At 71.9% G+C, this 11253-nt stretch carries 12 protein-coding genes; 8 read left to right on the top strand and 4 right to left on the bottom strand.

Annotation, left to right across the window (positions count from 1 at the left end):
* The first annotated feature begins 1 nt into the window (after position 1).
* From AC1RSJ_RS03530 to AC1RSJ_RS03505, 6 genes are all read left to right on the top strand, one after another.
* Positions 2 to 457 carry a hypothetical protein gene (locus tag AC1RSJ_RS03530; protein ID WP_493116955.1) on the top strand — a complete coding sequence of 152 codons (456 nt, stop codon included), beginning with the start codon at positions 2 to 4 and terminating at the stop codon, positions 455 to 457.
* Complete coding sequence (locus AC1RSJ_RS03525; RefSeq protein WP_493116954.1) at positions 454 to 1335, top strand: FAD:protein FMN transferase; 882 nt, start codon at positions 454 to 456, stop codon at positions 1333 to 1335. The genes AC1RSJ_RS03530 and AC1RSJ_RS03525 overlap by 4 nt, the downstream gene beginning before the upstream one ends.
* A complete protein-coding gene (locus AC1RSJ_RS03520; RefSeq protein ID WP_493116953.1) occupies positions 1332 to 2912 on the top strand; it encodes an FAD-dependent oxidoreductase in 1581 nt (526 codons plus the stop codon). The genes AC1RSJ_RS03525 and AC1RSJ_RS03520 overlap by 4 nt, the downstream gene beginning before the upstream one ends.
* A gap of 193 nt (positions 2913 to 3105) precedes the next feature.
* Positions 3106 to 3522, top strand: coding sequence for an Hsp20/alpha crystallin family protein (locus tag AC1RSJ_RS03515; protein ID WP_493116952.1), 417 nt, complete (start codon positions 3106 to 3108; stop codon positions 3520 to 3522).
* A 167-nt stretch (positions 3523 to 3689) separates the two neighbouring features.
* On the top strand, positions 3690 to 4112 hold the full coding sequence (locus AC1RSJ_RS03510; RefSeq protein ID WP_493116951.1) for a hypothetical protein: 423 nt from the start codon (positions 3690 to 3692) through the stop codon (positions 4110 to 4112).
* A 69-nt stretch (positions 4113 to 4181) separates the two neighbouring features.
* Entirely contained in the window at positions 4182 to 4757 is a 576-nt protein-coding gene (locus AC1RSJ_RS03505) for a YdeI/OmpD-associated family protein (RefSeq protein WP_493116950.1), read from the top strand.
* A 66-nt stretch (positions 4758 to 4823) separates the two neighbouring features.
* On the opposite strand, the gene AC1RSJ_RS03500 is transcribed toward AC1RSJ_RS03505, so the two are convergent.
* A complete protein-coding gene (locus AC1RSJ_RS03500; RefSeq protein WP_493117216.1) occupies positions 4824 to 6038 on the bottom strand; it encodes an NADP-dependent isocitrate dehydrogenase in 1215 nt (404 codons plus the stop codon).
* 173 nt (positions 6039 to 6211) lie between these two features.
* On the opposite strand from AC1RSJ_RS03500, the gene AC1RSJ_RS03495 reads away from it, so the two are divergent.
* Positions 6212 to 6667: a GNAT family N-acetyltransferase gene (locus AC1RSJ_RS03495; RefSeq protein WP_493116949.1), complete on the top strand. Its 456-nt coding sequence runs from the start codon at positions 6212 to 6214 to the stop codon at positions 6665 to 6667.
* A 23-nt stretch (positions 6668 to 6690) separates the two neighbouring features.
* The gene (locus tag AC1RSJ_RS03490) at positions 6691 to 7002 is read left to right on the top strand and encodes an MGMT family protein (protein ID WP_493116948.1); all 312 of its coding nucleotides are present in this window, start codon (positions 6691 to 6693) and stop codon (positions 7000 to 7002) included.
* A gap of 36 nt (positions 7003 to 7038) precedes the next feature.
* Here AC1RSJ_RS03490 and AC1RSJ_RS03485 read toward each other — a convergent pair whose 3' ends face one another.
* The 3 genes from AC1RSJ_RS03485 to AC1RSJ_RS03475 form a co-directional block, all read right to left on the bottom strand.
* Entirely contained in the window at positions 7039 to 7491 is a 453-nt protein-coding gene (locus AC1RSJ_RS03485; RefSeq protein ID WP_493116947.1) for a VOC family protein, read from the bottom strand.
* Between the two features lie 99 nt (positions 7492 to 7590).
* Complete coding sequence (locus AC1RSJ_RS03480; RefSeq protein ID WP_493116946.1) at positions 7591 to 9399, bottom strand: ABC transporter ATP-binding protein; 1809 nt, start codon at positions 9397 to 9399, stop codon at positions 7591 to 7593.
* Entirely contained in the window at positions 9396 to 11237 is a 1842-nt protein-coding gene (locus AC1RSJ_RS03475; protein ID WP_493116945.1) for an ABC transporter ATP-binding protein, read from the bottom strand. The genes AC1RSJ_RS03480 and AC1RSJ_RS03475 overlap by 4 nt, the downstream gene beginning before the upstream one ends.
* Positions 11238 to 11253 lie beyond the last annotated feature (16 nt).

Here is an 11253-nt window from a genome sequence, read left to right as displayed (position 1 = left end):
CATGACCGCCTTCCGCCCCCTCGCCTCGCGGCCCGTCGCGGCGGCCGCCCTCGGCCTCGGCCTGGTCGGCGCCCTCGCCGGCTGCGCCTCCTCCACCGGCTCGACCGGATCGGGCTCCGACTCCGGCTCCGATTCCGGCGTCTCCGCCGACGCCACCTATAAGGACGGCACCTACGCCGGCAGCGGCGACTACCAGACGCCCGACTCGTCCAGCGTCTCGATCGACGTCAAGCTCACGCTGAAGGACCAGAAGGTCACCGAGATCGAGGTGCTGCCCAACGCGACCTCCGGCAACGCGAAGGACTACCAGGACCGGTTCGCGTCGGGAATCTCCGACGTCTCCGTCGGCAAGTCGCTCAGCGAGCTCGACGACGTCACGCGCGTCGCCGGCTCGTCGCTGACGCACCTCGGCTTCAAGAAGGCGATCGAGCAGATCGCGGGGCTCGCCTCGCAGTGAGCGCCTCCGGCTGGCGCTTCGAGGCGATCGGCACGGACTGGTCGATCGAGACGCCCGCCGATCCGGATGCCGTCGCGCGCGCCGCGGTGGTCGAGCGCATCGAGCGCTTCGACGCGGCCTGGTCGCGCTTCCGCGACGACTCGCTCGTCTCGCGGATGGCGCGGGAAGGCGGGCGCCGTCGTCTGCCGGACGAGGCGGGCCCGCTGCTCGAGCTGTACCGCCGCCTCCACGCCGCGACCGGCGGTCGGATGAGCCCGCTCGTCGGCCGCTCCCTCGAGGCGCTCGGCTACGACGCCGCCTACCGGCTCGTGCCCGGCACCCCGGTGCCGGCGCCCGCGTGGGACGACGTCATCGCCTGGGACGCGGACGCGCTCGAGCTCGACCTGCTGCGGCCCGCGCTGCTCGACGTCGGCGCCGCCGGCAAGGGCCTGCTCGTCGACCTCGTCGGCGAGGTGCTGGCGTCGCACGGCATCGCCGACTCGGTCGTCGACGCCTCCGGCGACCTGCGCGTCCGCGGCGCCGGCACCGGACGCGCCGAGCGGATCGCGCTCGAGCATCCCGGCGATCCGTCCCGCGCCGTCGGCCTCGCCGAGCCCGGCCCGCGCGCGCTGGCGGCGAGCGCGGGCGACCGCCGCGCCTGGGCGGGCGTTCACCACATCCTCGACGCGACGACCGGATTGCCGGAGCGCGAGGTGCTGGCGACCTGGGTGGTCGCCGACGACGCGATGACGGCCGACGGCGCCGCCACCGCACTGTTCTTCGCGGACGGCGACGCACTCGCCGCCGCACTGGCGCCGGGCCGTCTGGACTGGGTCAGGATGTACGCGGACGGCCGGCTGGAGAGCTCGCCGTCGTTCCCCGGGGAGGTCTTCCGATGATCACGTGGCTCGACCGTCAGCTCGGTCGGATGACGATGTACCGGCTCGTGACGTTCGCCGTCGCGCTGCTCGCGGTCGTCGGCTCGGTGCTCGGATCCGTCGGCGTGCTCAGCGTGCCGCCGGCCGACGTGTCGTCCGGCTTCGTCGCGCCGCCGCTCGCCTTCCTCGTCAGCGCCGTGGTGCTGGTCGGCTGGTCGATCCTCGCCAACGCGGTGTTCGGCGCGCTGTTCAGGGTGCGGGCCGAGGCGGAGTCGGCGGTGATCACCGGCGTCCTGCTGTTCCTGCTGCTCCCGCCGGCCCTCGACCTCGTGCACCTCTGCGCCGATGCGCTGGCCGCGACCCTGGCCGTCGCGTCGAAGTTCCTCATCGCCCCGCACCGCCGGCACGTGCTCAACCCGGCCGCGTTCGGCGCGTTCGCGGTGCACAGCCTCGGGCTGCAGAGCACGATCTGGTGGGGAGGCCTGCCGCTGCTGCTGCCGCTCGTGCTCGTGCTCGGGCTGCTCGTCGTGACCCGCATCCGGCACGTGCTGGTCGTCGCGGTGTTCCTCGTGGTCGCGATCGGCGCGCGCGCCGTCCAGTCGGCCGCGAGCGGCTTCCCGGTGCTCGATCCGGTCTTCCTCGCGCTCATCGGGCCGAGCGTGTTCCTCGCGTTCTTCATGCTCACCGAGCCGCTGACGCTGCCGCCGCGACGCTGGCAGCAGGTGGTCGTCGCGGTCGTGGTGGGCCTCGTGCCGGTCGCCCTGCCGTTCGCCCTGACCGGCCCCGACCTCGGCGTCATCACGCCGCAGCTCAACCTCTCGGCGCCGGAGTCGGCGCTGCTGATCGGCAACGTCGTCGCGGCCGTCCTGGCGCGCCGCCGCGGCATCCGCCTCGTCTACGCCGGGCGCCGGCAGCTCACGCCGACCGCGTGGGAGTTCGAGTTCACGCCGCGCGAGCCAGTGCGGTTCCGCCCCGGCCAGTACCTCGAGCTGACGGTGCCGCACCGGGCCGATGACCGCGGCCGCCGACGCACCTTCAGCATCGCCTCCGCCCCGGGTGCGGCGGGCGCGACGGCGCCGGTGCGGCTCGGACTCCGCGTGCCCGCCGAGCGCTCGTCGAGCTTCAAGCAGCGCCTGCTCGAGCTCGAGGAGGGCGCCGTGCTCGGCGCGACCGGCGTCGCCGGCGACTTCCTGCTGCCCGCCGACGCGTCCCGCCCGGTGCTGCTCGTCGCCGGCGGCATCGGCGTGACGCCGTTCGTCTCGCAGCTCGAGCACGACCGCATCGCGGGCATCACCCGCGACACGGTCGTCGTCTACTCGGTGTCGTCGACCGACGACATCGCCTACGCGGTCGAGCTCGGCCGCAGCGGCGCGCGCGTGCTGCTCGTCGCGCCGGAGCCCCTGAAGCGGATGCCGGAGCACTGGACCTGGCTCGGCGCGGGACCGCTCACGGCCGACCGCCTGCTCGAGGCGGTGCCGGACGCCCGCGGCCGCACCGCGTACCTCTCGGGCCCGCCCGCGCTCATCGCCGCGCTGCGTCCCGCGCTGCGCCGCGCGGGCGTCCGCCGCGTGCACACGGACGCCTTCATCGGCTACTGACCTCCGGACTCGCCGCGCGCACGCGGGTGGCGACTGCGCACCATCGTGAGTACGCGGTCGCCACGACGGTGCGCACTCGGCATCGGCTGCGTTCGCCCTGCGCGAGCACGGCCCCCGATCGTTAGCACTCGCCGACCCCGAGTGCTAATTTGATCGCAGTTGAGTCAAGGCGACTCAAGTCAGGAGTCCACCCATGATCACCTACCCCGAGGCCGTGCGCTCCATGCGCCGCATGCCCGCCGACGCCTACCGTGACGGCGACCACTACGTCCTCGCCGTCGAGCTCCCGGGCGTCGACCCGGCCAGCATCGACCTCGGCGTCGACGGCCAGCTGCTCACCGTCAAGGCCGAGCGCGCCGCCCGTCCCGCCGACGGCGCGACCTGGATCACCCGCGAGCGCTGGAGCGGCAGCGTCGAGCGCCGCTTCACCCTCGGCCGCACGATCGACACCGCCGCCATCTCGGCGAGCTACGAGAACGGCGTGCTCAGCGTCGTCATCCCGGTGAGCGAGGCCGCGAAGCCGCGCAGGGTCGAGATCGCGACCGGCACCCCCGTCGAGACCGCACCGGTGGAGACCGCCGCCCCGGCCCCCGAGGCCGCCGCGGCCTGACCCGGACGCCGGACGGCTCCCCTGCCGCCGGCGCCCCGCCGCCGCTCCCTCCGGCCGCACCCGCGCGGATGCGCACCCACGAGGCCCGGACGCCCCCACGTCCGGGCCTCGTCGCATGCCCAGACTCCCTCGGTACGCTCGAGCCACCGACCCACCGAGGAGCCCCCGTGATCGCCACCCGACTCCCCGCCGCACTCGCCGGCGCCGTGCTCGTCGTCGCCCTCGCCGGATGCAGCGCGCTCGCCCCCGACGGCAAGGTGCAGTCCTGCGCGACCCTGGCCGGCAAGCTGCCGGACGTGTCGGCGCAGCTGCAGTCCGCCGCCGACAGCGTGCAGACCGATCCGGCCGCCGCGGTGCAGGACCTGAAGGACGCGAAGTCGACGTTCGACGCGACCGTCGCCGACCTGAAGAACGCCGAGATCAAGAGCTCGGCCGAGTCCGCGTCCACCTCGCTCGGCGACCTGACGACGAAGCTCGAGGCGGTCGCCGCCGACCCGACGACGGCGGATCCGGCGGCGCTCCAGACGGCGTTCGAGACCACCAGGACCCAGTTCTCGGCGCTCGCGGACACCTGCAGCAAGCTGGAGTGACGCAGGCCGGGTGATGCCGCTCGCGCACCGTCCCGTCACCGGGTCGGACCCCGCCGCTAGCCTGGCGCCGTGGTCGCCTTCGCCGACAAGCCGCTGCTCCGCTTCACCGACCCCGCGGACTGGGAGCGGTTCCTCGAGCAGGACCCGCCGGACGGCGGGGTGCGCCTCATCCTGCTGAAGAAGGCGGCGACCATCCCCGGCATCCGCTACCCGGAGGCGCTCGACGTGGCCCTCTGCTTCGGCTGGATCGACGGCCAGGTCGCCCGGCACGATGACGACGCGGTCGAGCAGGCGTTCACCCCGCGCCGCCGCGCCAGCCCGTGGTCGCAGATCAACCGCGAGCACGTCGAGCGGCTCATCGCGGCCGGGCGGATGCGCGACGCCGGCCACGCGGAGATCGACCGGGCGAAGGCGGACGGCCGCTGGGATGCCGCCTACCGCGTGAAGGACGCGCCGGTGCCGCCGGAGCTGCAGGCGGCGCTCGACGCGCGTCCGGCCGCCGCGGCCGCGTTCGCGACCCTGAGGTCGACGGTCCGCTGGGCGCTGATCTTCCGGGTCGGGCAGCTCAAGAAGCCGGAGTCGCGCGAGCGCCGCGCCGAGCTCTACGCCACCCGGCTCGCGGCGGGCGAGGACCCGCTGGCCTGACCGGTGACGCGGAGGAGCCCCGGACGCCGTCGGCGTCCGGGGCTCCTGCGACCGCATCCCGGAGGGTCAGCCCAGGCGCGCGCTGAGGTTCGCGTCGAGCGTGGCGAGGAAGTCCTCGGTGGTCTGCCACTCCTGGTCGGGACCGACGAGCATCGCGAGGTCCTTCGTCATCTTGCCGCTCTCGACGGTCTTGACGACGACGTCCTCGAGGGTGGTCGAGAAGTCGATGAGCGCCTGGTTGCCGTCGAGTGTGCCGCGGTGCGCGAGGCCGCGCGTCCAGGCGTAGATCGAGGCGATCGGGTTGGTCGACGTGGGCTTGCCGGCCTGGTGCTGCCGGTAGTGGCGGGTGACCGTGCCGTGCGCGGCCTCCGCCTCGACGACCTTGCCGTCGGGCGTGGTCAGCACCGAGGTCATGAGGCCGAGCGAGCCGAAGCCCTGCGCGACGGTGTCCGACTGCACATCGCCGTCGTAGTTCTTGCAGGCCCAGACGTAGCCGCCCTCCCACTTCAGGGCCGAGGCGACCATGTCGTCGATGAGGCGGTGCTCGTAGGTGATGCCGGCGGCCGCGAACTGCTCGGCGTACTCGGCGTCGAAGACCTCCTGGAACAGGTCCTTGAAGCGGCCGTCGTAGGCCTTGAGGATCGTGTTCTTCGTGGAGAGGTACACCGGGTAGCCGCGCGAGAGGCCGTAGTTGAACGAGGCGCGGGCGAAGTCGCGGATCGACGGGTCCTGGTTGTACATCGCCATCGCCACGCCGCCGTCCGGCGCCTGGAACACCTCGAACGACTGGGCCGCGCCGCCGCCCTCGGGCTGGAACGAGAGGGTCAGGGTGCCGGGGCCGTCGAACACGAAGTCGGTGGCGCGGTACTGGTCGCCGAAGGCGTGGCGGCCGATGATGATCGGCTTGTTCCAGCCCGGCACGAGACGCGGGATGTTGGAGATGACGATCGGCTCGCGGAAGATCACGCCGCCGAGGATGTTGCGGATCGTGCCGTTCGGCGAGCGCCACATCTTCTTGAGGCCGAACTCCTCGACACGCGCCTCATCGGGGGTGATGGTGGCGCACTTGACGCCGACGCCGTGCTTCTGGATGGCGTGGGCCGCGTCGATGGTGACCTGGTCGTCGGTCGCGTCGCGATGCTCGATGCCGAGGTCGTAGTACTCGAGCGTGAGGTCGAGGTACGGATGGATGAGGCGGTCCTTGATGAACTGCCAGATGATGCGGGTCATCTCGTCGCCGTCGAGCTCCACGACGGTGCCCTCGACCTTGATCTTCTCCACCACGGAATCGCCTCTGTTTCGCTTGTCGTCAACTGCCGCCGGTCAGCCTATCGCGCCGGCGAGATATCTCGATGTCAAGATAAATAGTACCCGAGCGGCCTCCCGACGGGTGCCCGGCACGTTCATCGCGGGGGCGTACCGCTCGGGGTTCCGCCCGGGTTAGGGTTGCGACCATGGCGGATCTGAGACTCGAGGAGCTGTCGGCGCAGACGATCGCCGCCGCGAACAGCCTGACCATGAAGCCGGGCCAGGAGGCGTTCCTCGCGCCGGAGACCTACACGCACTACGAGGACAAGATCTCGCCCTCGAACTCGTGGCCGCGCGTCGTCGTCGACGGGGACGGCTCGGTCGTCGGCTACATCATGGGCAACTTCGACGCCGAGGCGACGGACGACTTCCTCCGCGCCGCGCTCTGGCGCATCAACGTCTCCGCCGACGCCCAGGGCGCCGGCGTCGGCCGCTTCGCCGTGCTCGCCCTCGCGGAGGAGGCGCGCCGCCGCGGCTTCGACCGCATCACCGTCGTGTGGGAGTCCGGCGAGGCCGGTCCCGAGCGGTTCTTCCAGGCGGTCGGCTTCCACGTCATCGGCGAGACGCCGTACGGCGAGAACCTCGGCGCGCTCGACCTCTGAGCCGAGCCCTCCCAGCGATCCGGATGCCGCCTGCCGACGACTTCGTCTCGCGCGTGCTCGACGTGGTCGCGGCGATCCCGGAGGGACGCGCGATGAGCTACGGCGACGTGGCGGCCGCGATCGGCTCGCGCGCAGCGCGCGGCGTCGGCCAGGTGATGGCGTACTCCGGGTCGGACGTGCCGTGGTGGCGGGTCGTCCGCGCCTCCGGGCATCCGGCGGTCGATCACGAGCAGCGCGCGCTGCAGCACTACCGTGCCGAGGGGACCCCGCTGCGCTGGAACCGGGACGAGACCGTGTTCCGCGTGGACCTCGCCGCGGCCGGCTGGACGCCGTAGCGGCCGGCGGGGCTGCCGGGACTTCCGAGCCGCGGCTCACAGCTCCGCGATGACGATCTTCCGCATCGTGAGCATCGACCGGAACACCGAGGCGGCCCGCTCGGGATCGGACCCGGTCATCGCGTCCTCGAGCTCGACCGGCACGATCTGCCACGAGATGCCGAAGCGGTCGGCGAGCCAGCCGCACTGCGACTCGGTGCCGCCGTCGGCGATGAAGGCGTCCCAGATGCGGTCGACCTCGGCCTGGCCGCCCTCGACGAGCACGTAGAGCGACATCGCCTCGGTGTGCCGCGGTCCGGGGCCGCCCTGGACCGCGACCATCGGCCGTCCGGCCAGCTCGAAGCGCGCCGCGAGCAGCCGGCCGGTCGCCGGATCGAGCTGATCGGGATGGACGCGACGGAGGTCGCCGAAGATGCGCTCGTAGAGGGCGAGCGCCTCCTCGAGGTCGTCGTCGAACCAGAGGCAGGTGGACAGCTCCCGGACAGTCATGTGGACAGTGTCCACTTCGCGGTCCCGGTTGTCCACCGCCGGTCGGCGATCCGCGGGATCCGGGCGGGCTCGCGCCCGACCCGGATCCCGTGACGCGGATCAGACCAGCGAGTCCCGCCAGGCCGCGTGCAGCTGCGCGAAGCGGCCGGTGCCGGCGATGAGCTCGTCGGGCGTGCCGTCCTCGACGATGCGGCCGTGCTCCATCACGAGCACGCGGTGCGCGATCGCGACGGTCGACAGCCGGTGGGCGATGATGATCGCCGTCCGTCCCGCGAGCAGGGTCTGCAGGCCCTCCTGCACGAGCCGCTCCGACGGGATGTCGAGCGACGCCGTCGCCTCGTCGAGGATGAGCACCGAGGGGTCGGCGAGGAACGCGCGCGCGAACGAGAGCAGCTGCCGCTGTCCCGCCGAGACGCGCCCGCCGCGCTTGTTCACGTCGGTGTCGTACCCGTCGGGCATCGCCATGATGAACTCGTGCGCGCCGACCGCCTTGGCGGCGTCGCGGATCTCGTCGAACGTCGCGTCCGGCTTGCCGAGCGCGATGTTCTCCGACACCGAGCCGGAGAACAGGTACGCCTCCTGGGTGACCATGACGATCGCTCGACGCAGGTCGCGCGGCCGCAGCTCCCGCAGGTCGACGCCGTCGAGCCGCACGGCGCCCTCGCTCGGGTCGTAGAACCGCGACACCAGCTTGGCCAGCGTCGACTTGCCGGCGCCCGTCGATCCGACGAGGGCGATGGTCTGCCCCGCCGGCATCATGAGCGAGAACTCCGGCAGGATGACGCGATCCGCCCGGTAGGCGAAGGTGACGTCGTCGAACTCGACCTCGCCGCGCGCCCGCGGCAGCGCGATCGGATCGCGCGGGTCCGGCACGCTCGGCACCTCCTCGAGCACGCCCGAGATCTTCTCGAGCGCGGCCGCGGCCGACTGGTACGAGTTGTAGAACATCGTCATGTCCTGCATCGGGTCGAAGATGCGGCGCGTGTAGAGCACGATCGCCGCCAGGTTGCCGATCATCAGGGTGCCGGCCGCGACGCGGAAGCCGCCCGAGAGCAGCACCACCGCGACCGCGACGTTCGCGATGAGGATGAGCCCCGGCTCGAACGTGCCGAACAGGCGCATGGTGCGCTTGTTCGCGACGCGGTAGTCCTCGACGAGGTCGCCGTACTCGCGCTCGTTGCGCTGCTCCTTGCGGAACGCCTGCACTGCGCGCATGCCCGTCATCGTCTCGACGAAGTGCACGATCACCCGCGCCGACGCGACGCGCGTGAGACGGAAGGCCCGCTGCGAGTTCTTCTGGAACCACCGCGCCAGGAACGACAGCGGGATGAGCGCGACCGCGACGATGATGCCGCTCACCCAGTCGAGCGAGACGAGCGCGACCGCCGTGAACACCACGTAGAGCACGCCGCGGATCAGGCCGTTGAGGCCCGAGTCGAGCAGCTCGCGCACCGAGTCGAGGTCGCTCGTCTGGCGCGCGATGATGCGCCCGGACGTGTAGCTCTCGTGGAACTCGAGGCTCAGCCGCTGGGCGTGGTCGAAGACCCGCTTGCGCAGGTCGATGAGCACGGCCTGGCTGATCTTCGCCGCCGAGATCTGGTACTGCTGCATGAGCACGGCGCCGAGCACCGCCGACGCCAGGTACGCGATGACCGCGAACAGCGTCGGCTGCCAGTCGCCGTCGTCGGTCAGCGCCGAGATGCCGTTGTTGATGCCGTAGGCGATCAGTAGCGGTCCGGCGACGCCGACGAGCTGACACGCGATCACCACGATCGACGTGACGATGAGGCGCCGCTTCAGCGGCTTGAGCAGCACGCCGAGCAGGCGCAGCGAGCGCCGGCGGATCTGCCGGTTCTCGTCCTTCGTGTAGTCCTGGCGCTCTTCGCCCTCGACTCCCGTGACGCTCATTCGCGTCCCTCCCTCGCTGCGACGGGATCCGGATCGAACGACGCGTCGTCCGGGATGATGTCGAGCGCACCCGTCTGGGTGTGCTTCTCGCGCGCCTCCTGCTCCTCGTCGAGCGAGGAGATCACGAAGCGGTAGTGCTCGTTGCGGCCGAGCAGCTCCGAGTGGGTGCCCACGTCGGTGATGCGGCCGTTCTCGAGCAGCGCCACCCGGTCCGCCAGCATGACGGTCGAGGGGCGGTGGGCGACGATGAGCGCGGTGGTCGTCGCGAGCACGCGGCGCAGGGCCGCCTCGACGAGCGCCTCCGTGTCGACGTCGAGCGCCGACAGCGGGTCGTCGAGCACGAGCACCTCCGGGTTCGCGGCGACGGCGCGCGCGAGCGCGAGGCGCTGACGCTGGCCGCCGGAGAGACTGAGCCCCTCCTCCCCGACCTTCGTGTCGACGCCATCGGGCAGGTCGCGGGTGAACCCGGCCTGCGCGATGTCGAGCGCCTCCTGCATCACGCGCTCGGCCTCCGCCTCGTTGCCGGGCAGCTCCAGGTCGGGACGGCCGAGCAGCACGTTCTCGCGCACCGAGGCCGAGAACAGCGTCGCGTCCTCGAACGCCATCGCGATGTGGCTGCGCAGCTCCTCGCGGGTGAGGTCGCGCACGTCGACGCCGTCGATCGTGACGCGGCCGCCGGTGACGTCGTAGAGCCGCGTGGTGAGGGCGGTCAACGTCGTCTTGCCGGAGCCCGTGAGCCCGACGAGCGCCATCGTCTCGCCCGGCTCGACCGCGAGGTCGATGCCGTTGAGCACGTCGGGGTACTGCGCCGGCGAGTCCTGGTAGCGGAAGTGCGCGTCCTCGAAGACGAGGCGGCCGCGCGCGTCCGTGACCGTCGACGGCGACGCCGGGTCCTGGATGGGGTTCTCCTCGTCGAGCACCTCGTAGAGGCGGTCGACCGCGGTGCGGGTGTCGAACGTCATCGACAGCAGGAAGCCGATCGACTCGATCGGCCAGCGCAGCACGGTGGCGGTGAAGAAGAACCCGACGAGCTGGCCGAGGGTCATGGTCCCCTGCCAGGTGAGCACGATGCCCCCCAGCAGCGAGAGCGCGTAGGCGACGTCGGGGATCAGCATCAGCCAGAACCAGATGCCGGCCACAGCGCGGGCCTTCTCGATCTCGGTGCCGCGGAGGTCCTCCGCCTGCTTCGAGAACTTCTCCAGCGAGTGCCGGCCGCGGCCGAACGCCTTGAGCACGCGGATGCCGTGCACGCTCTCCTCGACCGCGGTGGCGAGGTCGCCCTGCTGGTCCTGGCTGCGTCGCGCCACCTTCGAGTAGCGCTTCTCGAACGCGTACCCGTAGATCCACACCGGGATCGACAGGATGAGGAAGAGCAGCCCGAGCTGCCAGCTGTAGGTGAACAGCACGCCGAATCCGATGAGGATCGTCACGATGTTCACGACGAGCAGCACGATGCCGAACGCCAGCCAGCGGCGGATCAGGTTGAGGTCGCTCATGGCGCGCGAGAGCAGCTGGCCGCTCGGCCAGCGGTCGTGGAACGCCACCGGCAGGTCCTGCAGGCGCCGGTAGAGCGTGTTGCGCATGTCGGCCTCGACCTGCGTGCCCGGCTCGAGCACGAGCCAGCGGCGCGCGGCGATGAAGACCGCCTCGCCCACGCCGAGGAGCAGCACGAGGCCGGCGGCGGCCCAGATCGCGGCCGACTGCACGTTCTTCTCGTGCAGGGGGCCGTCGACGAGCTGCTGGAGCACGAGCGGGATGATCAGGGTCACCACCCCGGCGCCGAGGGCGGCGAACATGCCGCCGATGATGCGGGGCCGGGCGGGTCGCAGGAACGGCATGAGACGCAGCAGCGTC

It is taken from the genome of Schumannella sp. GW821-FHT10F01, assembly GCF_058809295.1.
The sequence above is the reverse complement of the archived record's forward strand: the minus strand, read 5'-3'. Positions and strand labels throughout refer to the sequence as shown.